This is a genomic window from Litchfieldia sinesaloumensis (assembly GCF_900156865.1).
Classification (GTDB): Bacteria; Bacillota; Bacilli; order Bacillales; family Bacillaceae_L; genus Ferdinandcohnia; species Ferdinandcohnia sinesaloumensis.
In genome coordinates, this window is sequence record NZ_LT732529.1 from 1,587,632 (window position 1) to 1,611,486 (window position 23,855).

Here is a 23,855-nt window from a genome sequence, read left to right on the forward strand (position 1 = left end):
AGAGAGGGGTGCTAGAACCTCTACCGCAATTTCGCGGATTTATATGAAATTAATATAAATATAGTATCACAAATTCATCCATAGTGTACAAGTTTTACCTTTGTAATCTTATGTAAATGCTATCAACATTGAAAACGTCATGAAGTTTGGTCAACCACAGGGTTATTATTTATATACTCTTCTCATGCCAAAAGAATTGATGTTCCACCTGAACTTTTCGGCTAAATTGGTTTTTGTGTAAGAAAGGTGAGATTCCATACGACATGCAAGTTTGAACTTAAGGGTACACCACATTCTTCAAAAGAACCCTATTGTGCCTTTTTGCGTGCAAAACTTCCGATTGTCCCCTTTAAGAACCGTCCCCAGTGTTTTCAGTGTTTCTTGATATTAAGAGGATATATTACTCTTCCCCACATGCCATACATAAGGTGGGCGCGTTTTATTAACAGCATAATCACCTACTACTCTCTCTTTATAAATAAGAGGATTATGAGAGGCAATGGTTCGTGCATTACGCCAATAGCGATCAAAGCTCTTGGTTGGTAATGTGGCCGAAGCTCCTAATGCGTCGAACAATAATGCTGTTGCATCAAGTGTTAAGCTACTGACCACAACTTGCGCTTGTGACACTTCTATTTCTACTTCATCATTTACCAATTCTTTATTTTCACCGTTTCCAGCCAGATGCAGCTCATAGGCATTTTGTAAAGATTCAGCTGCTTTTAGGACAATGGCTCCAGAGGAATATGCTAAGCTATGAATTTTTCCGACCACTTGCAGAACTTGCGGGTCTTCACTTGAACGAGCACCCGCTGAATGTGTATAGGTTCTTTTTCGTTCTGCTACTGCTTTTGAAACGTCATTTGCAGCTGCACGGGCAATCCCAGCTAAAGTCGCTAAATGCATCATTTGAAAAAAGGCAGCTTGATATGTAGCATTAAACTCCTCTGTTAGAATTTCACTTTCCTGTAATTGCACATCAGTAAACGTTGTTGTTCCGCTACCCGTCAATTTTTGACCAAAGCCATCCCAATCATCAATTACGTTCACGCCTTTTGCATATCTTGAAATAACAGCAAAGACTTTATTTTCTTCCTCTTTGGTTGCCAAAACAAGAATCCAATCGGCATAAATGGTGCCCGTCGAATAATATTTTGTTCCGTTCAAATACAGCTGGTCTCCTTCTCCTTTTGTCACTTTCGTTAAGAACGTGCCAGCCTTTGCACCAGCAACTTCAGACCATGCATTGCCAACAATATCTCCCTCTAAAATGCGCTTTATCCACGTACTTCTAAGTTCACCCTCTGGTGAATTCAACACCATCTCCACAAAAGCAAAATGTGCTCGTAATGCTTGTGGTAGATTCGAATCCGCCTCTCCTAATTCAATAAGAAGATTAAATAACTCTGGGATCGTTGCACCCAATCCGCCCTCTTCACGTGGAATCCGAATCGCACCGAAACCCGCTTCCTTTAACAAGTTGATTTCCTCAAAAAGTAGTTTTCTCTCATTCTCTCGGTGAACCGCACCTTCACGTATTCGTTGAAAAATATCTCTATACCTTGTTGCTAATTGTTCATAGTTCGTACTAGGAGCACTGCCCCATACACCTCTTGCTTTTTCTATCGTTACTGTCATCTCTCATTCCTCCAGCCATGTATTTTTAAAAAGTATCATGCCTCACTTACGGTTTTCTGTTTATTTCTGGAAACTCGTTTTCTCGGTCTATAAAACTTCTGAAGTTCTCTTGTTAGTCCTCCATTTCCAAACCGGATAAATTTATCTTGTTCCTGCTTTATACCTTCTTCTATCGTGTAATCTAGAAAAGCCAAAAGATAGATACGACGGTAATGGATATTGATCATTCCATTTTCATAAAACCAGTTATCGATCGTATTAAAGACACCCCTATTTACCCCGTATTGACTATTACACCATTGATAAAATTGTAAATCAGGTAGATTAAGATGTTCACTCTGCTTAAATGAATACACTTCTCTAGTTTCATTACGAATCTTAGTAGATTCTACACTTTTTTTCATGATGATTGCCCTCCTATGGTTGTTTCCTTTCATTTATTGTCAATCTACTGAACACAACTTCACGTCAAACTAACACTAGAATCGTCCCGTTGTTTCCTTGTTTCCTTTGTTTCCACAGGCTGTTCCAAAAGAGTGACGAATGTTTCTGCAGAAATGACGGGTGCAAAATAATTATTGATTCGCTGTAGTGCAGCTGCCTCCTCCTCAGGGTAGCGACATCCAGTTGCATCCCCAATTACAATTGGTAAGTAACCATTGTCACGTGCTAGGCGAACATTACCTTCTACGCACCAATCCAGATGAATTCCTGTAAACACAATCACTTCAACATTCTTACGCGCTAATTCAAGCGGAAGCGGTGTCCCAAAAAAGGCGGATTGTAATGCCAGTTCATTGAATTGCAAATCTCCTGGTCTTACAAGTTCCTGTAACTCATCAACCAGTTCATTATCTTTCTCCTTCTCTTCCTTTGAAAAGCTAAGGTTTTCGATCCAAGTCTCGTATTGAACCTTATCGAAAATGGTCTGTGGGTAATCTTCACGAAACACGCTGTACCCAACCCAACTAAAAGATACAAAATTTCGTGCCTTTCTTGCAGCTTCCACAACCTTAATAGTTGCTGGTAAACTTCCTCTTTCCCGGTGATTCTCTTGGCCTTGGGCCCCCCATGATTCATAAAGGGATTTATTCTGGCTTACAGAAACAAAGGCTGCCTTTCTCTTTAAAATCTCTGCAAGATCTAACTTTTTCCATTGTGGCGCAAGCTCTGGAATGGCATGAATTCCTCCCAATTTTTCTTGATTCCATTTAGTTGTTTGTGACACAAAAATCTCCTCCTATTGTGTTTTTATTACAAAAAAAGACATCATGCTATCCATAATGAATAACATGATGCCTTTAGTTGACTAATCGGCATTCCTATTTGATTTTTTCTAAAAAAAATTCTATAGGGCTCAAAAATGAAAAAAACCTCTTCTCATGACAAGAAGAGGTTAAATATCCGAACGCATTTATCTCTTCTTATCTTTTCAAGCATGTTAGCTTGATGGAATTGGCACAGTGCAATTAAGCCTGTTGCCGAGGTGTCATCGGGCCATTCCCTAAACCTCTCTGGATAAGAATTTTTTTATTAAATTAAATAGAATATATAACACATGCATTTGGAAGTCAATACCATTTTACTAATTATGAAAACATTTTGTTTCAGAAGGAAAATCAAGTGTCACCTTCCATATCCGTGCAAATAGTCAGCTTCTTATGTTTTATTAATGGGTTCAGGTGATGTTGAGATTTATTCAACTAAAGCTATCGTAAATTAAATAAGAAAAAGACGCTCAATCGACAAACGGGCACGATAGTTAAGTTCACTAAACGTTAATCCTTCTACCGTTATTTAACTTTAATTACAATTTTCCCTTTGGCATGATTTGTTTCACTTAATTCATGTGCTTTTTGTAACTCTTCCGCTGAAAAACCAAATACACTACCAACCTGAGGCTTAAGTATTCCTTTCTCAAGCAAATCGCCAATTTCACCTAGCTGTTTACCACTTGGCGTTAACCAATAGGAGCTTGCCGTTATTTGATGCTTTTCTATTAATTCCGGATCAGGTTGTCCGGCAATAGATACTAGTCTGCCACCAGGTTTTATTATCTTGAAGCTTTTATTTAAAATATCGCCACCCATTGTATCAATGACCACATCATAATCACTTAATTCTTCTTCGAATTGTTGTGTACGGTAATTAATAAACACATCTGCACCCAGACTTTTTACATATGCTTCATTTTTTCCACTCGCTGTTGTAGCTACATAAGCACCTAAATGTTTTGCCATTTGAATAGCCAAACTTCCTACACCACCAGCTCCAGCGTGTATGAGTACTTTATCTCCTTGCTTGACTTTTGTGTTATCCACTAAACACTGCCAAGCAGTTAGGCCAGCTAATGGAATAGATGCAGCTTCTTCAAATGTTAAGTTACTAGGCTTTTTGGCAAGCAATTCTTCATCCACAGTAGTAAATTCCGCATATGTACCTTTTGGGGTCGTATCAGGTCGCGCAAAAACTTCATCCCCGACCTGAAAGGACTTCACCTCATCACCAACTTCAACAATCTTACCAGCAACATCCCAGCCAAGGATTATAGGGAATGTCCAATCAAGCATTTTCTTCAAATAACCCGCTCGAAGCTTCCAATCAATTGGATTAATGGAAGTTGCATAAACCTCAACAAGTACTTGGTTTGCTTTTATTTCTGGTTTCGGTAGCTCCTGCTCTACTAACACATTTTTACTACCATATTCATTTATAACAACTGCACGCATCAATAGCACTCCCTACAAAATGTAATTAAGCTAAGTATTTGCTTCTTTCTGAGTAGTCATCCATTCCCGTCAGAGTATGGCGCACTGGTTCCTACTATTAATATATAATTACAAGTTTTTGCACCATCTTCACCGTTTAGTTTTTAAATAACTAAGGTGATTTATTCAACTATCGTGATCCGTTAGTTCAGTATAGAAATTATCCCTTTGTCTATTCTTTACAAGCATCTACAAATTTTTTTGCCTGTATTAAAGACATACCTGTTTGTTCTCTCACAAACTTTACCGTTTTAACTTCCATATTATCTTATCATTCTTCTATTTCGAAAACCTGCCAGCCATGCGCTTGGAGCTTTTCAACATACTCCTCGATTGATATTTCCTCTAATTCCACCGCAAGCGGAGCTAATGAAACCCAACATTCTTCCGTCGCATAATTAACTGTCACTTTAACCACTTCATAGCCGTTGTGAAACTGAGGAGAGAAACCTGGGTCATCGATGATATCTCCTTCTACAGGCCGAAAATCAGATTGAAAGGTCTTTTTCATCGTTACTACCTGCTCTTCGTTCATCGAAGCAACAAAAATTATTAAATGTATATTCATCGACACTCTCCCTTTTTATTTGTAAAATTTATTTATTCTTAATTGTAACCTGCTATAAATAGGAAACAAGCAAAATAATTGTTCAGATTTAGTAAACAACAATTATCGCTCGATTTGCTTTTGTTTTTCATTCCCAATATAGTTCCAAATCCACAACACAACCCAAAAAACAAGCGGTACGATTGTAGCAAGTCCTTTATAAGGGTTTGGTATAATATAAAACAATAATAACATCACAAGAAGAAAAGGTGGCATTAATATCCAATAACGCTTCCTCCTGTTCATATAATCACTTCCTTAATATAATATCACATTACCCTACCTCGTTAGTTAAAAGGTGTTGTTCTTTCCATTTAATCGTCTTATTTCGTTTTCTAAGTTCGTCAAGAAAAGATAGCCGGAAAGGCAACTGGATCTTAAATTAACGCGCCGTTAGTAAAAATACTTTCCTCCTTGTTGAGGAAACGCACCCCTTAGAAAATTTTATTCATCGCTGTTTTCCTTCCGCTTATAGGGTGTTTTTGCCCAATTATAAAATAGGAAAATCAAAAACATTATAAAACAGACCCCTACATTATCAATCCAATTAACCTCTTCTTTAACTATTAACTGCCAAATGGTTGTTACTAGAAAAAAAAGTAAAGGGTATCTAATGCTATCCTTAAACAAATTGGCACCTACCTTTACATTATCTCTATTTGAATAATCCTTCCTTGCACTAACCTGCTCCGTTTGTTCAATAAGAAATTCAACAAAAAAGGTGGTCAATCCTTCTCAGAACAACGCACCGGTTCCTTTTTTACAAATTATTGAAGTATCATAAAACAGAAATCTATTTTATATTAAACTTTATTAATATTATGAACCTTTTTTGCTAATATCATTGCTATGTACTGAGGAATTAAATTCAGTAGACTTACTACTACTATTAGTTGAGAAGAAGAAAAGGGTTTAAAATAACCGCCATCCCACATTTCTGTATCCGACATACTACCATTAAAATAAAATGAAATTATCATAGAAAAAATATTTCCGATAATAAATGGAATGAAATTGCAAAAATATCTCGATAGGAATGCAAGAATAGAAGTTGATACAATCATTATCAGATACCCAATTAAAGAATGGTTAGTAAAGTCTTGTTTCATTGAAAAATATACAAATGGAAAACAGTATAAAATAACAAATAAGATACCAATGCATATTTTTTTCATAGTAGCTCTCCTATGTTCCAAAAGTATAATTGTGTAATTTTACACTAATCGTAACATAACGTTCACTTTTCGTATATAAAATATTACCAAATTATTATTCAACTTAGCTGCCCCTTGTGAAAGCTCTAATCCTTCAAACCTCGCACCCGTTAGTTGAAGTAAGGGATTAATTCAATTTCATTATTGTTTCCATCTAATAATATAAATTCATCAGGAAGAGGGTTCTCAAAATGATCAGGTACTTTTTCGTATATAAGTAATGTTTCGTCATCAGGCATGTTCAATTTAAGATCATGTATCTTATTTCTTGAATTAATTAACATAGTGTTAATTTTCAAATTAGGGTTTTTCCCATATAAAACTATGTAATTACCTTCACTTGTTTCTATTAACCGATTATTAATTAAACTCCCGCCATGACTACTCGTAACTATTTTCAACTTACCATTTATTCCTTCAACAAGGTGAGCGTATCCATACCCTTCATGGAATTGAAATAATGATACATAGGATTTTGAATCATCAAGTTGTACCACTTTTAGTATATTAGGGTCATAAACTTCCATACTATACCCTCTATTTAGCCAAACTTTTAAACTTGATTGAATAGCTTCTTTATCATTTTCAATTTTATATTCATTAAAATAGTAAAATGAAAATCCAATGCCAAACACTAAAAGAAAAAATAATATTTTCTTTTTCATTCTGACTTTACCCCCCTCCAAATTCGCTTATTATTTTCAACAACCTGCTTCTTTAGTTTAATAACTTCAACAAACACATTTTTTTATCCTTTTTTTAGAAAAAAAAGAACGAATTCCACCATTGAGAATTCGTTCTTTATCACATTTCATACTTTTAAATGAAGCCTCACCTATTTTTTAACTACTACTTACTTTCTTCGATAACCTTACCCGTTTTCTTATCTTTGACTACAACCATCGACATATAAATACTAAATAACAAAATGATTGCCGTTGTTATTGGTAACCCATATGAGGCATTCAATTCAAATACGGTATTACCAAAAAAATGAAAGAGGCTAAGAGTTAGTAAGAATCCTACATAAATACGTTTCCTCTTTGAATCTCCAGTACCACCATTACTATTTCTAATATATGATAGTGATAGCCAAGTGAAAAATGATAAATAAAATACTGCTAATACAATATAGATTTCCAAGACTTTTCCCCTCTGTTTCTTTTATCTACTGTTCATCATATTTTTCAGTGGTAACTACTTATTAAATCGTTTGTTAACTTCAATTGTAATGAACTCTGGCAAATAGTTTGGAGTACATCCTCTTGATACCATTTCATCTTTGTAAAGACCCGTTCTCTCTCCAATTTTAATACAACGTGCACGGTTCTTTTCATCATAAACGCCTATCCAGCCTGCAGTGAAATTCATAGCCCATTGAACTTCCGGCTCTTCCTGCGCAATCGTAGCTTCTATTGCAGATAGCAAATATTCGGTGTTATCAGGCGGTGTTTGTCCAGTCCATCTCAATCGCCCTTGATAATACCAGAATACTCGCCTTTGAAGAGCAGAAGGGCTATTTTCCCATGACTCCATCAGTGCAATTGTCTTCTTGTCTTTGGTGAGCTGATTAGCCATTAACCAATCTATTAAGTTAGTTCGCTCTTTAAAAGTGTGAGTCTGCATATCCTTATCAAGCTTATCTAGCACCTCTTGTGAAAGAAGTTTTTTATCCATAATTAAGATAGCTAATTGTCTGGGCATAAACTCTTCAGTTGACCAAAGTTCCATAGCTAGTTCGTGATCTTTTTTAATCTCCTTCGCAATCTTTCGTAAATCACCTAACTTCGTTTTACTCTCAATTTGAGATAGAATGTTCTCTGCTTTTGAAGTACGTTTTATTTCTGTACCTTTAGTTTCATTCATTTTATACAACTCCTTTATTAAAACACTGTTTCAGTATATGTACTTGAAGGGATTTATCAAGAACTTAATTTTTCTTATAAGTCTAATTGCATTGATTTGCCTCCAAAGTTTACCCTTTTCATATTGTAGCATATATTATATAAGAGCTTTCTCAACTGAAAAAAGACTAGCCTTATTATTTACGTATTGAGGCTAGTCTTTTATATTAGCAAAACCTGTTTTTAGATTGAAGCTATTATAAAAATCGAAATCAATGTTCTTTTACTAACTAAGAATTCATCAACTGCCGTTGTTATCTGATAATAGATATTCATGAGGTATGATTCCCATAGGCTTGGATTGAATAAATCCATCAATTTGTTTTATCTTTTCTAATTCTTCAGCTCTTATTTGTATTGAAAATTCAAAAGGATAGTTGTTTAGATTGTTTATATTAAGATAATGAAATTCCCCGTCTCGCGATACAAATTCAATGTTCGGATTCGGTGATAATATTTCGATCACCCTTGCTTCCTGTGCAAACGGGATAACCAAAGCTAATTGATTATTAGCAAACTTCGGTAATGAACCATCAATCTTTCCTTCTATTAAAATTCCATCACTTGTTGACTTATCAGTTTCTAAATTAAGTTGGACTTCAGCGAGTGTAGTTTCGACATTTTTTTGATTTATATAGTCCAACAATATATATATAATAAAGATACTAATAAAAGCCAACAAGAATTTCTTCAATGTTCATCTCATCCTTTTAGTTTGTAATATTGACTACCCAATCACTACTATTACTAGTTCGTTTTGTTAAGTAAAAAAACCCTCCGCTTGTTAATGTAAGTGCTTTGGTTCGATATGTTTCAACGGAGCTTGCGCGGTGTCTCCAGTCCCAGGTAAGATAATAACTACGTTATCTGTCTCTTCTTTTTGTTCAATCAATCTATATGGTATAGTTTTAGATTCTGTAATTTCGTTACTAATCGCCATTTTCTCATTCCCTAAGATCTGCTGCCTCAAAAAGCCCAGTATTGGATAGGTATAATAAAATGTATTATTTATTCTCACTACTTCCTTTGTGGCCGTTTTTTTATAACGCCTTTGTACTTGTGACTATTTCAATTAACTCCTCAATAGTACCAATGCATTTTTGAACCTCTGATACATGATAAAACGTACTGGTAGTCTCGGGATTGTTTATCTCATGATTTGGTGAATAGAGGTAAATTCTTTTGCCTTGTCCAAGAGCAATGCCTAATTCAATGTGACTTCCTTTTCCTGCGGGTAATAAAACGATGATAAAATCTGCATCCTTTACAGCGTTTATTTCTTGTAAGCCTATCTCCCTTAAATCCTCAATTGTTGTTGCCCTCTCATTTCTAGTCCAATCATATGTATGAATATAGCCTTTGCCTTTTAATTGATTACTAACGTTACGAACTGTTTCAATGTTGTTAAAACTCGATGCCACATAAAACCTATTCATTTTTTATTTCTCCCTTCGTAAACAAATAAGGACCACTTAGGTTCTTTTCAGTTTCTAAAACTAAGGAGATCTGTAGTTGAATCAGAAACCGACTTCATTAGCTGCTAGTTTTCTCCTTTTAATCCTAGTGCGGATTTGATAGTCGCCCAGAATCCTGACTTCTTAGGCTTACTTGGTGCATGTGTTGACCTTATTGGGTTTGGAGATGGTTTAGACGCAGATTTCAATTCCCGGAATGAGCTTGCTGTGCCACCTGAATAAATATGTTCATAATACTCTTTTCTGCCTTTTTCACAATCGATACACCAATCAGCGTAACCATCCTTGAAGCGATTATCTTTTCTAAAAGCGGAAAAAGGTTTAATTCTATCAAAATCATTATAAATTCCCTCTACACAAAATCCGCCTCTGCAAAATTTTCCATGTTTCAGAGCTTCAGCAAGTTCTGCCTCATACTTTATCCTAGCCTCTTCTGCTCTTTTTTCATCTTTTTCCTTGCATTCGTTACATTTTCTAGCTGAAGGGCTTGAATATAATTCAATATTCTTAACCACTTTACATGTCATACATTTCTTTATTTTCTGTTTAGATTGCCTTGGTTCTGGTGCTAGCTTCAATACTTCGATGTCTTGATCAGCCTGCTCTGTAAGAACATTCATAAGAACTTGATGTTCCATATCCGTTAAATCAAGGACGCTTTCCTTTTCAGCACCATTATTTATATACTTTACTCTCACATGATTGCCTTTGTCTTTAATAACGTTAATAATAGTACGCTTGTTCAACAGACTAGCTGATATGTATTCGATTTTTAAGCTCTTTTTGTTTGCTCTTACGGAACATCCGCTGTAATCCCCAGATAATACTTTACCCACGTTGCACTACACCTCTTTGATTAAGAAACTTTAATGGATATGAATTATAAAATAATTACCTAGGGCTAATAGCATAAATTTCAAGTGATTTTATATTTTCCCGGATTCTATTTTATTATCTTCCAACCGGGAAAAACATAATACAAAAAGGATCATTTAGGTTCTTATCGCTTTGTTCAACGAAAGCAGCCTATAGTTTAAGTGGATTTCTTCACAATCACAAAGAAAATCGACTTTTAAACAAGATCATTTAACAATTATTACTATATTCTATTTCATGAAAATCAAATTTCAATCGGTCCACAATTTCTTTTGCACATTCCATCATCGATTGAGTGTATGTATTAATCTCGACATCGTAAATTTCCTGCCGATGTACAAAATTGAGCTGAGAAATTGCTTGCCCAATTTGCCGGTCTCCTCTGAAATGTTCTCTACGTTTTAGCTCTTCGACAGGGCAATGAACCCCAACAAGAAGGATTGGGTAATTGTTAAGTGTTTTATAAAAATGTTGTAATGTTAAGGGGTTATGGAGAATTTGGTCAAGTATTAAATTAATGCCTCGTTCTGAGAACATCGCCACATTTCTATAATAAAAATATTCTGTTCCAACGGGTATTAGCCGCTGGTTATCTCTATCTTCCATCTTTTCTACGACTAAATCATAATCATCTACGCTAAAAGCAAAAAAGTCAGGAAGTAACTTTGTTATTTCCTTTGCTAAAGTTGATTTCCCTGAACTTGATACACCATTTAGAACGATAATCATTCCTTTTTCCATAAATACACACTCCAATAAGCTCAGATATTACAATTAATTATAAAATTCAATTTCAATGTATAGATTTCCTGCTTATGGAAGTAAACTTACCCAATAGTTGAAGAAGCGGCAGGACTGTTCTGCTATCGCCACCAGTAAGCTTAAAAGCATTACTTTTTCCTTAGTCTTTGTGCAATATAAATGAGCAAAGTAATTATTGTTATATTTTGAATGCAAAGGACTATTAGAGCTACCATTTCTACTTCATTTGTTGTTGCACCAGTTACCAGTGCTACTAAATTAAAGACAATGAATGACAGAACAAAAAGGCCAATAAAGATACCGATATATTTCAATTAAATTCCCCCTTACTCTTTAATTGTTATTGAACATTCCTGCCCCGTTACTTGAAAAAGAAAAAGGCTTCACTCCAAATTGAAGTAAAGCACCCCGTTTGTTGAATAAGTTCATCAAAGAAAATACTCAAGGAATAAATCCTTAATCGTTCATTTGTTTGTTTTAAGTAAGGATTATTTTCTTAAATTTTTAGATGCAAGTTATATCTTACTCTTATTTAATACTGTAATGGGAATATCGTTTTTTGTAATACGTTCTATATAGCCAATAAGTTCAGAGTCTTTAACAACTTGTTGATAGATGGTTGTTTCATTTAGAATAAATTCTATATCATAAGATTCCACTTCAACCGAAATCATTGAATTGGCAAATTCGGATGTGTATCTTTCTATATGTTTTTTGTCCTTGGCTTTATCTTTAATAGAATAGATTAAGTTTCGTAGTTGCTTCAATTCATGATTTTTATGTATTACCAAATATCCAACTGATTCATGTCCTCTTTCATCCAATGCTCATCAATATACTCTTCAAAGAAGTGTGCATTTAGTCTTCTTATATTAGTTGTTATGTTCTACATTTATAACTACATTTCCCTTCTTGTGTCCTTTCTCGACATATCTATGAGCTTCCACAATCTCATCAAACGAATAATATCTGTCAATAACAACTGTTAACTTTCCCATCTCAACAAGTTCTTTAAGGAAGTTTAATGCTTCTGAAGTTTCAGGTGGATTTCGGCTCAATAATAGTTTCTTGCTACTTGTCAACTTAGTCCATAGCATTTGAACACTTGGTAGCGGTTCAGTAACATTTATATAGGTACCGTTGTTCTTTAACCATTTCATACAAGCTGAAAAGGAACTCTTGTTTACCGCTTCAAAGATGACATCATATGATTCGTCTGTACTAGAAAAATCCCTTGCTGTATAATCAATTACTTTGTCAGCTCCCAGAGATTTTACTAATTCTAAATTCGCGGTACTACATACCCCTGTAACGTTTGCTCCGAGATATTTAGCAATCTGAACCGCATAACTTCCTACACTTCCTGAAGCACCATAGACTAAAACTGATTGACCGCTCTTTATACCTGCTTTCTTAAGAAAATACAATGCTGTACGAGCTCCAATAGGAATGGCAGCAGCTTCTCCATAAGTTATAGTGGAAGGCTTAATTGCTACAGGACCATCTTCCTCCAAACACTTATATTCGGCATAAGCACCAAACCCTGCCAAGGTTGCTGCAAAAACTTGGTCTCCTTGCCTAAACCTTTTTACATTTTTTCCAACTAACTCAACTTCTCCAGCTAACTCCATTCCTAATATTTCTTTTTTTGGTTGTTTTAAACCAAGTGTTATACGTGCAGGTAGCCAAAAAGCAAAAGGAACTGTAAAACTCCGTGACCGAATATCTGCTACTGTTACGGTTGTGGCTTTTACCTTAACTAAGATTTCATTTTCTTTGGGAATAGGTTTTTCTACCTGTTTAAGTTCAAGAACATCGGGGGGGCCGTACATTGTGTACACAATGGCTTTCATTTATCCACCTCAAATTCGTTTTATTCCTTAACATAATACGAATAATTAGAATAAATAGACCGATAGTCCAATAATTATTCTTAAACTATCATGCCCCGTTAGCTCAATAATTTTTCGCTCTAAGAGAGCCTTAGCTCAATTGGCGTATTTAGCCTAAATGAAGCTACCAAATCTGTTACTTAAACCTAATGCCTAATAATATTGTCTAAGATAGGAAGTAAAATTAAGACAACTACACTTTGTATTAATGTTAGTACGATGTCCCTTTTCCAATTATTTTCAGGATATCGATTAACTAACCTTCGCCAAATAAAGAAGACTGTCCACCAAAACAGTAACGTATAAATGGCTGAAATAATACTATCGTAAAAACCATAATACATAATATCTCCTCCCTTATTCATGAACCATAAACTTACATTAATAAAAAGGAAATTATACTTTCTTACGTATACCACTTAAAAATATTTCGTTATTGAAGTATTCTGCTTCTTTAGCTTAATAACTTCAACGAAAATAGGCGATAATCCTTCTTGGATCATCGCACCCGTTAGTTCTTTATGCTTCACCCATTCCACTAAGCAAAAGCAAATATCCTATTGTGATAAATGCAAGAACATTAAGTATTATTAATATCCCATTTTTCCCTTTTATCCCCAAAAATGCTCCTAATAACGGAAATAAACACATTGAGATTATTGCCATTCTACCTAATGAACCAAAAGATACACCATTAAACATTAATGAAAATAAAATAATAAATATCCCTATACAGACAGTTGAAAAAATATTGTATTTTTTCAATTTGCCACCCCCTTAATTTATTACAGGTTACCACATATCCCCAATTGATTGTTGCACTATCCTGCCTCGTTAGCTTAATAACTTCAACGAAAATAAGCGATAATCCTTCTTGGATCATCGCTATCCGTTAGTTTAACAATATATGCTTTTTAGTATCGGTATGAACAGGATATTAAGTTCTTCATATTATTTAGGTAGATTCAGTTGCCACGAAACTCCAAAACGGTCATTTAGCCAGCCAAATTTCTTACTGAATCCATAATCTCCTAGTGGCATCAGTGCTTGTCCACCTTCGTTCAGTTTCTGATAAAGATTGTCAAGTTCTTCTTCAGTATTACAAGTAACAAATAATGAGAATGAAGGTGTGAAGGAAAACTGATGTTTAATATTGCTGTCTATGCACATAAATTCTTGACCTTTTAAGGTGAAAGTAGCCTGCATAACAGTTCCTTCATCCCCACTTTCATTTGCACCATATCGAACAATATTTGTAATTGCTGAATCCTCAATCAGAGATGTGTAAAAATTCATTGCCTCTTCTGCTTTGCCCTCTTGAAACATTAAAAATGGTGTGACCTTTTCCATTATAAATCTACCCCTTTTAGAATCTATTTTCTAAAATATAATTCAACCTATATTACAACCTATATTATTATATCCATTCATTTACTAAACTGCTTCGTTGCTAAATAACTTCAACAAAAAAAGTGCATTTATCCTTCTTGAATCAACGCACCCTTTAGGTTAAAGTATAATCAATTACTTAATAAAAACATTGCCAACATATTGAGCCTTCCCTCTATCCGTTTGAAGATTTACCTCAATTACATAGTCACCTGTCTCTTTCGGTAAATAAAAGGAAATACCAGTCACTTCTAAATCTAGCTTTTTATCATTTTGCCAAACCGAAACACGTAACGCTTCGGTCTTGAAATCTGCGTGATTAGAAAGCAAATCAACTTTTTCTCCCGCAATAAAATGCATCTGCTGTTGCTGTTTGGCTAACGCTATACTATCTTCTGTTTCTTTATCAATCGGGTTGTTACCTTCTCCACGCCAATCGATATTGGCCTCTACTAATTCTTCTGATGACATGTTGCTGTTACTTGAAAGTGTAATGGTGGGAGGTGAAAAATCATAACTTTCACCAATACACCCTGATAATATAAGAATAAAAACCAATCCGATAGATAATTTTAAAAATACTTTCATTTCGCACCTCATTAATTAGTCTCATTTAATTATATATTTTCTGTAACTATCCTGTCTCGTTTGTTGTAAAAGATAACAGACAATAAAACTAGCGCAGTGGGATTAGCCAACTTCTGCGCTTTGAGTTTTAACCGTATTATTTAAACTTCTTCGCATAGATAAATTCGGTAATCGGGACTGTAACAAAAGTAAGCCCTACCACTATAACAAGTGGATAATTTTCTATTTCATTGAAGTTGCCTGTTCCTTCAGAGATAAATAAGATTAATCCAGATAACACCATCAGGACATAATAACCTATTTTGGCACTTTGGGTTTCAATATGGCGATCTAATTCATCCTTCTCGCCACCACCTTCATGATGACCCCAATTCAGCGAATTAAAAAAATAGCTCAGAGCTAGAAAGCTAAAAAATATACCAGCTGCATCTATCGTTCCATACCTAATCCATTTGTATAAGGTAAAACCTGCAATTAATAGAAAAACAATAAAGACTAAAATAGCAATCGTATTTTTGCTTTTCACGCCTTTTTCCCCCATTCTCGTACAATAAATAAATCTTCCATAGCGACTCCTAAAGTCCTTGCGATATCAAATGCTAACTGCAAACTTGGGTCATATTTGTTATTCTCGATAGCGTTAATGGTTTGCCTACTCACATTACATAATTCTGCTAATTTCCCTTGTGAAAGACTTTTTATTTCTCTGAATTCCTTAATTCTGTTTTCCATTTCATTGCCTCCACATAATAAGGTGTAAAAAACCTTTTACACTAATATCATAAAATAAGACAATGGATGTGTCAAATATATTTGACAACCATTGCCTTGAGATTCAAACTATTATTTGAAGAAGCGATTGCTTTTTCAGTTTTCGTTTTCTTCAAATATCAATTCAATTAAAGTTATTACTACCGCAACCATCAACCCTGTTATCAAGGTGAATGTAATACCGTCCATAAACCCATCCACTATCGAAAGACATAACCAATTTGACAGACCTTGAATACAAAACTGAATCAACAACTTTTCAAACTTCCCTGTCAATTTTTCCGTAAATAGAGCAGATATCGGTTTAGAAAACAGTTCAACAATTGTAGCTAGAATAAAAAAACTGACAACAAAAATAACCAATGACCAAATGGAATTGTACTGAATACCAAGCAACTCGAAAATACCCGCTATCCCAAAGAGGTAAATCCCGATAATAAAACCTAACACCACGGCTACAAAAAGTGTTACTCCCACAACTGTTCCTATTTTTTGTTTTACATTTTTTTCACGAAATGATTGATCATTGTGCTCAGACATATACATCCAACTCTCTTTTTAAATACTGTCCAGGAACATAATCAATACCTTTATGTTGTCATGCTACTAAACATACGAAATGGATGGAACAAAGTTTCACTATTGTACGATTTTGGTAGTGCGGGGTATTCGCGAGCTGCACACTCTAAAGTGAATGTGTAGAGAGAATTAGACTATAAATGCAATCAACTCTTATTCACTACCGTTCATACAACACATTAATATGATATTTACTGAATATCGGTTTTCAATTAAGTATTTATGCCAGACAATATTTATAGTAAAATCTAAAAGACTACCAACATTTGGTACAGTTAATTTAAATTAGGGAGCAGCAAGCCCATGTCAATTATAATCAGAAGAAAAATTTTAACGGCCATCATAAGTAGCTTAGTAGTTGTATTGATTTTTATGGTTCCTGGTGAATCTAACCTGAATGGATTTGCGAACTTGTTTTATTTAAACGTAATGATTGTTATTACATATGGGGTTATCGCATCCATCACTAGTGATTGGATGAGTAAAAAGATGTTCACGACGACCAAGTCTCAAGAGATTACTTCCTTTCTCTTTCATTGTTTGTTCGGATCCGTGTTTCTCGTTCTTAGTCTGGTTTCTGCGATATCCTTTTTTATCGTTGACCGTTTACTTACAAGAGTGAAACTTAAATGGTGGAACGTTATTTTGGCAGTAATACTTGTGATACTTGTGTTTTTTATCCTTATTCTTATTGGGGATTAAGGTTAATTTAACCCCTAAATTTAAATAAACTTCCTAGATAAAAACCAGTCCTACTAGGCAATCATCTATACTTCCTCCCGTATGGACACATACACTAGGTTGAATGCTCAGGTATGAGTTTCGTAATGCTCATGAGGAGGAATGAACCGATGTATAATGAATATCAACCTGTTCCATCGTATGGAAATGATGAAAGGATTTTCGGAAGACCATTTGGATTTGGTAGACCATGGGGTTTTGGTTTTGGTCGTCCTTGGGGATTTGGAAGACCTTGGGGGTTTGGTTTCGGTAGACCATGGGGATGGGGATTTAGTCCATTTTTAGGAGGGCTTGCAGGCGGCTTATTAGGCAGCGCATTGTTTGCCCCATTTTATGGCTATGGCTATCCTGGCTATGGATTTGGGTATCCGTACTACTGGTAATGATTATTAAATGTCATATAAATAGCTCAGTGTTCATGTACTGAGCTATTTTTCATTATAAGTGTACTTACCATCCTTTTAAATGAACCTCGGAAATCACCTTCCATAATTCAGTACTATCATTTATAGTATTTTTTAGAGGTGGTGAGTTTGATGGAACAAGAAACAATGCTTAAAGAAATATTACACGCATTTAAACTATATTCTGATAAAGTTGATAATAAGTTGAATGTGTTGAAGAATGATTTGGAATCCAAGATGGACCGAATGGAGATGAAAATGGATACAGGTTTTGCACGTATAGATGAGCGATTAGAAAGATTTGAAAAGAAATATGATGGAATGCGTGTTGAGATGACAGAAAGCAAAGAAACAATTGATTTTATTTTAAACAAAACTGCTCAACATGAGCGAAAACTACAGCAACTTATTAATCAGCAACTTTAACTTCCTCACAAATTGCTATTTTCCCAATACATTGAATCACATTCTTTTAGATGTTATCACTGTGATAGCATAGTCAGTTATTAGAAGTAAAATGATTATTGTCCCCCAGCACGTCATACCCTACTGGGGGATAGACAAACCTAAATCTCAAACCTCTCCCGTATCAATTCAATCGCCTTTTCTAACCGCTCTTGATAGGTCCCGCTTATGCTCACGTACTCAATCCCACATTGATTCAAGATCATTTTTAAGCGTTGATTATTTTCTTCTCGCACCTGTTGTTCCCCGTGCACCCTTAAGCCATCATCAACCCATTTCACATCAGGCTCTAAAAAAAGGCAAAGGTCGTATTGTTGGATCTTAGCCACTTCATCTAGTACCCGCTGCGTTTTCTGGTTGTATAGCTCAGAGTAAAATTGCGTGACAGCTGCTTCCGTGTCGATAAAGACAAGCTTATTTGCCTGTTTAATAGCCTCGTATTCTTTTACTTTGTGACCGTATGCAATGAGTGGGTAATCCTCGTCTAGCATAATGCCATCACAGCCACCCAACTCTTCACATAATTCCCTGCCATATTCACTTACAAAGGTTGTGTTATACATGAGTGCTAGGTTTTTAGTTAATGTTGATTTCCCACAGCTTTCCGTACCTAGAATGACGACCTTTTTAACGAAAAAGGGTCTCGCCACCTCGGGAATGTACTGCCAGTTTTGGAACACACCTTTTTCTCGTATCTCCGTTGCCGAGATTGGTACCAGGTCCCTGTTTTTATCAATTAACATGTGGGTTGCTTTAGGGTAGAGGTCTTTGAAAATTGAGTCGTAATTCACTTCGGAGCTAAATACGACATCAATGTTTTTCCCAATCGCAGCCTTTATTTGTGAGGCCCCTTTACTCCAATCGTAATCTTCATCCCCATCATGATCTTCCACTTCGATAACCTTGACGTGTTTCATATCCTTTGTCAATTGCGAAAGCCAGCGTAGCCGAATTCGGCTCGGAATATAAGGGAACTTGCTTGCTTCACACAACTCCCGGTCCCTTTTTGCACTATGAGACAACACGACATACAATTCATCAACCCTTGTTGAAGCTTTGATAATGGCGTACACATGACCTTGATGCAATGGTAAAAACTTTCCACCGAAAAATCCAACCTTTTTCATAAAACATCTTCCCCTTTCTGGAGTTTATATACTTTCGACCAGTTATAATATCCGTAGATACTATTGATCAGAAACGCCGACCACATGACCAGCATGGATAGATCGTTTCCTCCTTGTAAGAGTAGCGCTTTGACCCAAAGTGAGATGGAAAGTACATTCACCGCAATCCAAAATAACCACTGTTCAGTGAATCGCTTGAGCATTAAAAGCTGAGCAATCACCGATAATGTCGTCGTTGCCGAGTCAATCCAGACAACACTGCCACCGATTCTTTCAAGTAGGAATGCATAGAGGACAAAGATGACTACGAATGAAGATAGAGTAAGGGTCCAGCCCTTCTTCGTTAAGACACTGACTTTTATCTCTTCCCCTTGAATGGTTTGCTTTGCTTTATGTTTACTCCATAAATATATCCCTACAAATTGGAGTGGAAAATAAAACAAGGCATTCAACATAACCTCGCCATATAAGCCATATCCGTAAGCAATATACGCATATGTTCCAGTTTGAATAATCCCAAAATAGTAATTACTAATCTTCCCTTTCGCCACCAGCACCACACAAAGCATTCCGGAAATCGAGGTAATAAAACCTAGAAGCGTATCATCCCAGACAAAGAATAAATACACATTCACCAGTGTAAACGTCACAAGCCATAGCTTTTCAAACAAGGTCCAGTCTTTTAAAACTTTCATTTTTCCCACCCCTTATTGACTATCAATTAACAAATTGTTAATTATAACAAAGAAAAAAATTAATACTTGGCATTATAAATAGATACATATGGATCAAAATCATTAAATCGATAGAGCTGTGCTTTATTCTTCGACCAGCGATTTGTTTTTTGAGGCTCTCCATCCTTCACGACTTTTTCAAGAAACGGAAGCGTTGGTGCTTTTCTGAAAAATTGTGAATCAAGTTTTAGCCACGGTTCATCCATCACCGTTAGCAACACCCCTTGCAGCTCAGACAGAACAAATTCCTTTGGTAAGAAGTTTTTCGCAAGCGTTGTTAATGACATATCTTTTTTAATGAACCATAACGCATCCTCAATAATTTGCTTGTGATCAAAAGCTAGGTCCAGCTTAAACACTTCATCCATCGTGAATAGCTCAACATCGGCTGCATCCTCTGCTGCCCTTCTTTTCACTAGCTTATTTTCTGGCACGATTGCATAATGAGCATTTGAAATAATCCAGCCCCGATTGTCTCGACCAAACTTGTCGTAGACGCCAAAGTGCTTAACCTTTAATCCATCAATACCCGTTTCTTCCTTTAGCTCGCGAACAGCCGCATCATAAGCCGTCTCTTCAGGCTTGATAAACCCACCAGGCAATGCCCATTTCCCTCTTTCGATATTAGGCTCACCTTCTTTGGTCTTCTCTGCTCGTTTAATCAGCATTATTTTTAATGTTTTCTCTGGCGGTGTATATGGAGCAACCTCTGTTGAAATGATTGTAAAAACAGCAATATCACTCGTATAGCCATCTGGAGTCCGATAATTCCTCACATCATATTGTAACGATTCCTCGCTCATCCTTGGCTCACCTCTATTTTAAAAGGAATTTATAATTAACATTTCGTTAATTGTTAATAACAGTATATCAGAAATATGGAAGAAATGTTACAAGATATTTTCGACAAAAAGTGATTATTTTTAGTCAGTCCCAAATATTGGGTCAGACCTCCAGTATATAAGACGTTTAAACTAGTGGCCTGGCCCAACCCAAATTAGTAAAACGGATTCTCTCTCACATCCACCCACCTATCAGTCTGTTCCATTTGTCCTGCCAGCTGTAATAGTAAATCTTCACGACCTCGTCTTGCCATTACTTGTACACCACATGGCAGTCCATCCTTTGTTAGATGTAGTGGTAGTGTCATGGCTGGTTGTCCTGTTAAGTTAGCGAGTTGGGTAAAAGGCGTTCGCTCGAGACTTTTGTTGGCAAGTTGATCGACAAAGTCTGTCTTTTTCAAGATACCACCTAACCCTAGACCACCTACTGCTCGGATTAACATTTTCTCCATTGAAGTAGGATCAAGTTCTCCAATCTTTGATGGTGGGAATGCGGTTGTAGGTGTGATGTATAGGTCATAGTCGTCATGAAACTCTTCCATTTGGATAGCAACTTTATCCCAATATTTTAAACTCGTTAAGAATTCCCCTGCAGAGACCGCTTTTCCAAGTAGCCCGAGAATCCAGGTGGTGGGTTCGACATCCTTTGAAGTAACTTTTCGTCCAATTACTTCTTCAATAGCTGTAAAAGTTGCAGCAACCTCGGCAAAATAAAGCATGAAATAACTATTGGCAAGCTTTTTACCATCGATAGGTGCTTCTTTTTCTACCACGTGATGTCCCATACTTTCTAGAAGTTTTATAGATTGATCTACGGCGTCCTTGCATTCTTGATGAACACTCGTGCCTAAAGGTGAATCTGTTGTAAATGCTATTTTTAGCGGACGCGTAATAGGTGTTTGTGATGCGCTCAAATATGAGCCGTTAAATGGCGGTGCTATAAAGGCCGATGCACGGTCGAACTCGTAGTGGTCAAGCATCGCTGCACTGTCTCGAACCGAACGACTTAATATATGATCGACTGACGCGCCCTGCCAAGAGCGCCCACGATTAGGTCCAATTGGCGTTCGACCACGAGTAGGCTTAAGGCCAAATAGTCCACAAAACGCACCCGGTATCCGAATCGACCCGCCGCCATCATTTGCTCCAGCAATAGGAACCATTCCTGATGCAACAGCTGCTGCAGAGCCACCACTGGAACCACCTGGTGTATACTCAGGATTCCACGGATTTCGTGAAGGCCCGTTATGAGCTGGTTCCGTTACACCCATTAACGCAAACTCAGGAACATTGGTTTGTCCCAAGATTGTGATACCACTTGCCTTGATTTGACGGACGAACTCACTATCTTCGTCGGCAATGAAATTAGCTAGCACCTTCGAACCTTCTGTCATCGGCTGTCCTTTTATTTCTTGCAGCATGTTTTTCGTTAACACTGGAACGCCGGCAAATATACCGGTAGCTTGATTGTCTTCTTGCGGATGATCATATATTTTATGAATGACCGCATTAAGTACCCCGTTCTTTTGCTCAATTTCACGGATTGCCATCTCTCGGACTTCTTCTGCACTAACCTCTTTCTTTTGAATTAACTGTGCTAAACCTAGGCCATCATATTGCTTATAATCAAACACCACTCATCGCCCCCCGTTTAATTCGTCTCTTTTCTTATCTATTAATTTATGAATATAGTTAGATATTAGCATACATATTTAAATAGTACGATTTCGATTGGTATTTGTCTTAGGGTGAAGTTACGAAAAAAAGACGCCGGTTTCATAAACCAACGTCTTGATGTAATATCACTCTTAAAACTTAAACAAATGAACTCATGTACTTCACTAATTCTTTCCGATTTCTTGATTTGTCTTCTAAACATTTGGCTACATAATTTACATGTAGTGGGAGCAGAATAACCGAGCCCAAATGATGAGACGACGTCGGGTTCGAGATATTGATTTTTTGTGTACTTGCCATTTCATTCAGTGAAGGATAGATGATGGTTGCCGTTTTGTTCCCCTCACTGCTTAGTGCATAGATCGCCAGTTGATAGAGCATGTCACGTGGTAGTGCATGTTCCCACAGGTCTTTGTATTTTGCATCCATCAGCTTCACTACCTTGTTGTTTTTCATGATAGCAATGTCTGGTCTTGGCGTCGGAGATCTCCTATGTTTCGGATTCTGATTTGCTTCATATGTAAACATACCACGTAGACGATGCTGATCCATTAGGGTATAGTCTGGCACAAATTCCCGAATTAACTTACTGACTAACATCTCAAAAAAACGATTCATATCAAAGAAGAAACCGTGTAAGGACATAACCTGATTTTCACCATCAAGCTGAATCCCTTGATTCTCTTGAAGTAACGTAATGATTTCAAGTAGAGGCCGATATCTTTCTGATAAACGGTTGAGCGTACGTTGTGCTTTCTGAATGATTTGTCTTGTTAGCACAATGGATGAAATATACTCATCTAGGTACGTTACAAGTCGACGTAAATGAATTCGAAGATTTTGGTCATTTACTAACGTAACACATCGTTTTAATCCCGCTAGCAGCACTTGATTTAATAGATTATCTTCATTGCGCTCATAATACCGACTTGGTAATGTAGCTTTTTTCAAGGCTTGGTTTCTGGCGATCTTCGTAAAATCCAGTCTACCTTTAGGAGATGCCAAATCCTCTTCCCTTCTGATATACCCTCTGTGGACTCCTTTACTCAATAAATCCTCGGTATGGATATATAATTGATAGATGATGATATCTAAAAAGGAGTAAGACTCAAGATTGAAATCTGACTGATGCATGATCTTAATATCATGTAAGTAATAGGCATAATTCAGTAAAGTTAGTAGCTCCATTCCCTGTATTTTCGGCATAATACTAAGCTGTATATCCCCTAATTGGATGGAACCGACAAATGAATTCGTACTAATGCTCAGGCCCTCTTTTAATTCGATTATCTTAACGATTTCACTCTCCGTTAACATTCTCGCAAGCTCTTGCTCTTGTTTGGTCTTAAGTTCGACTTCTTGCAGAACCTCACTTTGCCATTCTCTTAGTGTTATTTTCATG

At 36.3% G+C, this 23,855-nt stretch carries 32 protein-coding genes and 1 riboswitch; of the genes, 3 read left to right on the forward strand and 29 right to left on the reverse strand.

The genetic code is table 11. The features are described 5' to 3' along the window. Nucleotides 1-387 precede the first annotated feature (387 nt). The 24 genes from CZ490_RS07855 to CZ490_RS07975 all read right to left on the reverse strand — a co-directional run bounded on the left by CZ490_RS07855 (nt 388) and on the right by CZ490_RS07975 (nt 16,424). The gene (locus CZ490_RS07855) at nt 388-1,638 is read right to left on the reverse strand and encodes an acyl-CoA dehydrogenase family protein (protein ID WP_077618374.1); all 1,251 of its coding nucleotides are present in this window, start codon (nt 1,636-1,638) and stop codon (nt 388-390) included. A 35-nt stretch (nt 1,639-1,673) separates the two neighbouring features. Then, entirely contained in the window at nt 1,674-2,042 is a 369-nt protein-coding gene (locus tag CZ490_RS07860) for a hypothetical protein (RefSeq protein ID WP_077618375.1), read from the reverse strand. Between the two features lie 59 nt (nt 2,043-2,101). Further along, nucleotides 2,102-2,866, reverse strand: coding sequence for a cysteine hydrolase family protein (locus tag CZ490_RS07865; RefSeq protein WP_200801559.1), 765 nt, complete (start codon nt 2,864-2,866; stop codon nt 2,102-2,104). A 193-nt stretch (nt 2,867-3,059) separates the two neighbouring features. Further along, nucleotides 3,060-3,163: riboswitch (SAM riboswitch) on the reverse strand. 268 nt (nt 3,164-3,431) lie between these two features. Beyond that, nucleotides 3,432-4,367: an NADP-dependent oxidoreductase gene (locus CZ490_RS07870; RefSeq protein ID WP_077618377.1), complete on the reverse strand. Its 936-nt coding sequence runs from the start codon at nt 4,365-4,367 to the stop codon at nt 3,432-3,434. 310 nt (nt 4,368-4,677) lie between these two features. Further along, nucleotides 4,678-4,974, reverse strand: a complete 297-nt coding sequence (locus CZ490_RS07880; protein ID WP_077618379.1) for a hypothetical protein — start codon at nt 4,972-4,974, stop codon at nt 4,678-4,680. Nucleotides 4,975-5,076: 102 nt separating this feature from the next. Further along, entirely contained in the window at nt 5,077-5,259 is a 183-nt protein-coding gene (locus CZ490_RS22145; RefSeq protein WP_142255350.1) for a hypothetical protein, read from the reverse strand. 1,078 nt (nt 5,260-6,337) lie between these two features. Further along, entirely contained in the window at nt 6,338-6,892 is a 555-nt protein-coding gene (locus CZ490_RS07895; RefSeq protein ID WP_077618382.1) for a hypothetical protein, read from the reverse strand. A 184-nt stretch (nt 6,893-7,076) separates the two neighbouring features. Continuing rightward, nucleotides 7,077-7,370, reverse strand: a complete 294-nt coding sequence (locus CZ490_RS07900) for a hypothetical protein (RefSeq protein ID WP_077618383.1) — start codon at nt 7,368-7,370, stop codon at nt 7,077-7,079. Nucleotides 7,371-7,424: 54 nt separating this feature from the next. Next, nucleotides 7,425-8,093 carry a DNA alkylation repair protein gene (locus CZ490_RS07905; protein WP_077618384.1) on the reverse strand — a complete coding sequence of 223 codons (669 nt, stop codon included), beginning with the start codon at nt 8,091-8,093 and terminating at the stop codon, nt 7,425-7,427. Nucleotides 8,094-8,372: 279 nt separating this feature from the next. Then, nucleotides 8,373-8,825 (reverse strand): hypothetical protein, encoded by a 453-nt coding sequence (locus tag CZ490_RS07910; RefSeq protein WP_077618385.1) that lies wholly within the window; start codon nt 8,823-8,825, stop codon nt 8,373-8,375. 90 nt (nt 8,826-8,915) lie between these two features. Next, the gene (locus CZ490_RS22150) at nt 8,916-9,149 is read right to left on the reverse strand and encodes a hypothetical protein (RefSeq protein WP_234987196.1); all 234 of its coding nucleotides are present in this window, start codon (nt 9,147-9,149) and stop codon (nt 8,916-8,918) included. 22 nt (nt 9,150-9,171) lie between these two features. After that, complete coding sequence (locus CZ490_RS07915) at nt 9,172-9,567, reverse strand: nucleoside 2-deoxyribosyltransferase (protein ID WP_077618386.1); 396 nt, start codon at nt 9,565-9,567, stop codon at nt 9,172-9,174. Between the two features lie 104 nt (nt 9,568-9,671). Next, nucleotides 9,672-10,442, reverse strand: coding sequence for a hypothetical protein (locus CZ490_RS07920; RefSeq protein ID WP_077618387.1), 771 nt, complete (start codon nt 10,440-10,442; stop codon nt 9,672-9,674). A gap of 250 nt (nt 10,443-10,692) precedes the next feature. Further along, nucleotides 10,693-11,223 (reverse strand): chloramphenicol phosphotransferase CPT family protein, encoded by a 531-nt coding sequence (locus CZ490_RS07925; RefSeq protein WP_077618388.1) that lies wholly within the window; start codon nt 11,221-11,223, stop codon nt 10,693-10,695. Nucleotides 11,224-11,372: 149 nt separating this feature from the next. Beyond that, nucleotides 11,373-11,558 carry a hypothetical protein gene (locus CZ490_RS07930; protein ID WP_077618389.1) on the reverse strand — a complete coding sequence of 62 codons (186 nt, stop codon included), beginning with the start codon at nt 11,556-11,558 and terminating at the stop codon, nt 11,373-11,375. Nucleotides 11,559-11,759: 201 nt separating this feature from the next. Next, nucleotides 11,760-12,011 (reverse strand): hypothetical protein, encoded by a 252-nt coding sequence (locus tag CZ490_RS07935; protein WP_142255353.1) that lies wholly within the window; start codon nt 12,009-12,011, stop codon nt 11,760-11,762. Nucleotides 12,012-12,116: 105 nt separating this feature from the next. Further along, a complete protein-coding gene (locus CZ490_RS07940) occupies nt 12,117-13,097 on the reverse strand; it encodes an NAD(P)-dependent alcohol dehydrogenase (RefSeq protein WP_077618391.1) in 981 nt (326 codons plus the stop codon). 185 nt (nt 13,098-13,282) lie between these two features. Further along, entirely contained in the window at nt 13,283-13,480 is a 198-nt protein-coding gene (locus CZ490_RS07945; RefSeq protein WP_077618392.1) for a hypothetical protein, read from the reverse strand. 175 nt (nt 13,481-13,655) lie between these two features. After that, nucleotides 13,656-13,901, reverse strand: a complete 246-nt coding sequence (locus CZ490_RS07950; protein WP_077618393.1) for a hypothetical protein — start codon at nt 13,899-13,901, stop codon at nt 13,656-13,658. Between the two features lie 186 nt (nt 13,902-14,087). Next, nucleotides 14,088-14,486, reverse strand: a complete 399-nt coding sequence (locus CZ490_RS07955) for a VOC family protein (RefSeq protein WP_077618394.1) — start codon at nt 14,484-14,486, stop codon at nt 14,088-14,090. Nucleotides 14,487-14,660: 174 nt separating this feature from the next. Then, on the reverse strand, nt 14,661-15,113 hold the full coding sequence (locus tag CZ490_RS07960; RefSeq protein WP_077618395.1) for a hypothetical protein: 453 nt from the start codon (nt 15,111-15,113) through the stop codon (nt 14,661-14,663). 136 nt (nt 15,114-15,249) lie between these two features. Further along, nucleotides 15,250-15,639 carry a DUF2178 domain-containing protein gene (locus CZ490_RS07965; RefSeq protein ID WP_234987197.1) on the reverse strand — a complete coding sequence of 130 codons (390 nt, stop codon included), beginning with the start codon at nt 15,637-15,639 and terminating at the stop codon, nt 15,250-15,252. After that, complete coding sequence (locus CZ490_RS07970; protein WP_077618397.1) at nt 15,636-15,845, reverse strand: helix-turn-helix transcriptional regulator; 210 nt, start codon at nt 15,843-15,845, stop codon at nt 15,636-15,638. Before CZ490_RS07970 ends, CZ490_RS07965 begins: the two co-directional genes overlap by 4 nt. A gap of 135 nt (nt 15,846-15,980) precedes the next feature. Further along, on the reverse strand, nt 15,981-16,424 hold the full coding sequence (locus CZ490_RS07975) for a YrvL family regulatory protein (RefSeq protein ID WP_077620987.1): 444 nt from the start codon (nt 16,422-16,424) through the stop codon (nt 15,981-15,983). 342 nt (nt 16,425-16,766) lie between these two features. On the opposite strand from CZ490_RS07975, the gene CZ490_RS22485 reads away from it, so the two are divergent. The 3 genes from CZ490_RS22485 (at nt 16,767) to CZ490_RS07990 (ending at nt 18,034) form a co-directional block, all read left to right on the forward strand. Next, nucleotides 16,767-17,165 (forward strand): hypothetical protein, encoded by a 399-nt coding sequence (locus CZ490_RS22485; RefSeq protein ID WP_200801560.1) that lies wholly within the window; start codon nt 16,767-16,769, stop codon nt 17,163-17,165. Nucleotides 17,166-17,314: 149 nt separating this feature from the next. Next, nucleotides 17,315-17,587, forward strand: coding sequence for a hypothetical protein (locus tag CZ490_RS07985; protein ID WP_077618398.1), 273 nt, complete (start codon nt 17,315-17,317; stop codon nt 17,585-17,587). A 153-nt stretch (nt 17,588-17,740) separates the two neighbouring features. After that, a complete protein-coding gene (locus tag CZ490_RS07990; RefSeq protein ID WP_077618399.1) occupies nt 17,741-18,034 on the forward strand; it encodes a hypothetical protein in 294 nt (97 codons plus the stop codon). 140 nt (nt 18,035-18,174) lie between these two features. Here CZ490_RS07990 and nadR read toward each other — a convergent pair whose 3' ends face one another. The 5 genes from nadR to CZ490_RS08015 all read right to left on the reverse strand — a co-directional run bounded on the left by nadR (nt 18,175) and on the right by CZ490_RS08015 (nt 23,854). After that, a complete protein-coding gene (gene nadR / locus CZ490_RS07995) occupies nt 18,175-19,200 on the reverse strand; it encodes a multifunctional transcriptional regulator/nicotinamide-nucleotide adenylyltransferase/ribosylnicotinamide kinase NadR (protein ID WP_077618400.1) in 1,026 nt (341 codons plus the stop codon). Then, nucleotides 19,197-19,895: a nicotinamide riboside transporter PnuC gene (gene pnuC / locus CZ490_RS08000; RefSeq protein ID WP_077618401.1), complete on the reverse strand. Its 699-nt coding sequence runs from the start codon at nt 19,893-19,895 to the stop codon at nt 19,197-19,199. Before pnuC ends, nadR begins: the two co-directional genes overlap by 4 nt. Nucleotides 19,896-19,954: 59 nt before the next feature. Beyond that, nucleotides 19,955-20,737 carry an NUDIX domain-containing protein gene (locus tag CZ490_RS08005; RefSeq protein ID WP_200801561.1) on the reverse strand — a complete coding sequence of 261 codons (783 nt, stop codon included), beginning with the start codon at nt 20,735-20,737 and terminating at the stop codon, nt 19,955-19,957. A gap of 194 nt (nt 20,738-20,931) precedes the next feature. Beyond that, nucleotides 20,932-22,413, reverse strand: a complete 1,482-nt coding sequence (locus CZ490_RS08010; protein WP_327078405.1) for an amidase family protein — start codon at nt 22,411-22,413, stop codon at nt 20,932-20,934. Between the two features lie 178 nt (nt 22,414-22,591). Further along, a complete protein-coding gene (locus CZ490_RS08015) occupies nt 22,592-23,854 on the reverse strand; it encodes an McrC family protein (RefSeq protein WP_159439931.1) in 1,263 nt (420 codons plus the stop codon). Nucleotide 23,855: the final 1 nt, after the last annotated feature.

Excerpts from the sequence above, each read along its gene's own strand:
- CZ490_RS07860 (WP_077618375.1), bottom strand. The coding sequence starts at position 2,042 with ATGAAAAAAAGTGTAGAATCTACTAAGATTCGTAATGAAACTAGAGAA.
- CZ490_RS22145 (WP_142255350.1), bottom strand. The coding sequence starts at position 5,259 with ATGAACAGGAGGAAGCGTTATTGGATATTAATGCCACCTTTTCTTCTT.
- CZ490_RS08005 (WP_200801561.1), bottom strand. The coding sequence starts at position 20,737 with ATGAGCGAGGAATCGTTACAATATGATGTGAGGAATTATCGGACTCCA.
- CZ490_RS07970 (WP_077618397.1), bottom strand. The coding sequence starts at position 15,845 with ATGGAAAACAGAATTAAGGAATTCAGAGAAATAAAAAGTCTTTCACAA.
- CZ490_RS07975 (WP_077620987.1), bottom strand. The coding sequence starts at position 16,424 with ATGTCTGAGCACAATGATCAATCATTTCGTGAAAAAAATGTAAAACAA.
- nadR (WP_077618400.1), bottom strand. The coding sequence starts at position 19,200 with ATGAAAAAGGTTGGATTTTTCGGTGGAAAGTTTTTACCATTGCATCAA.
- pnuC (WP_077618401.1), bottom strand. The coding sequence starts at position 19,895 with ATGAAAGTTTTAAAAGACTGGACCTTGTTTGAAAAGCTATGGCTTGTG.
- CZ490_RS07940 (WP_077618391.1), bottom strand. The coding sequence starts at position 13,097 with ATGAAAGCCATTGTGTACACAATGTACGGCCCCCCCGATGTTCTTGAA.
- CZ490_RS07870 (WP_077618377.1), bottom strand. The coding sequence starts at position 4,367 with ATGCGTGCAGTTGTTATAAATGAATATGGTAGTAAAAATGTGTTAGTA.
- CZ490_RS07990 (WP_077618399.1), top strand. The coding sequence starts at position 17,741 with ATGGAACAAGAAACAATGCTTAAAGAAATATTACACGCATTTAAACTA.
- CZ490_RS07895 (WP_077618382.1), bottom strand. The coding sequence starts at position 6,892 with ATGAAAAAGAAAATATTATTTTTTCTTTTAGTGTTTGGCATTGGATTT.
- CZ490_RS07925 (WP_077618388.1), bottom strand. The coding sequence starts at position 11,223 with ATGGAAAAAGGAATGATTATCGTTCTAAATGGTGTATCAAGTTCAGGG.
- CZ490_RS07855 (WP_077618374.1), bottom strand. The coding sequence starts at position 1,638 with ATGACAGTAACGATAGAAAAAGCAAGAGGTGTATGGGGCAGTGCTCCT.
- CZ490_RS22485 (WP_200801560.1), top strand. The coding sequence starts at position 16,767 with ATGTCAATTATAATCAGAAGAAAAATTTTAACGGCCATCATAAGTAGC.
- CZ490_RS07960 (WP_077618395.1), bottom strand. The coding sequence starts at position 15,113 with ATGAAAGTATTTTTAAAATTATCTATCGGATTGGTTTTTATTCTTATA.
- CZ490_RS07955 (WP_077618394.1), bottom strand. The coding sequence starts at position 14,486 with ATGGAAAAGGTCACACCATTTTTAATGTTTCAAGAGGGCAAAGCAGAA.
- CZ490_RS07915 (WP_077618386.1), bottom strand. The coding sequence starts at position 9,567 with ATGAATAGGTTTTATGTGGCATCGAGTTTTAACAACATTGAAACAGTT.
- CZ490_RS07880 (WP_077618379.1), bottom strand. The coding sequence starts at position 4,974 with ATGAATATACATTTAATAATTTTTGTTGCTTCGATGAACGAAGAGCAG.
- CZ490_RS07945 (WP_077618392.1), bottom strand. The coding sequence starts at position 13,480 with ATGTATTATGGTTTTTACGATAGTATTATTTCAGCCATTTATACGTTA.
- CZ490_RS07905 (WP_077618384.1), bottom strand. The coding sequence starts at position 8,093 with ATGAATGAAACTAAAGGTACAGAAATAAAACGTACTTCAAAAGCAGAG.
- CZ490_RS08015 (WP_159439931.1), bottom strand. The coding sequence starts at position 23,854 with ATGAAAATAACACTAAGAGAATGGCAAAGTGAGGTTCTGCAAGAAGTC.
- CZ490_RS07985 (WP_077618398.1), top strand. The coding sequence starts at position 17,315 with ATGTATAATGAATATCAACCTGTTCCATCGTATGGAAATGATGAAAGG.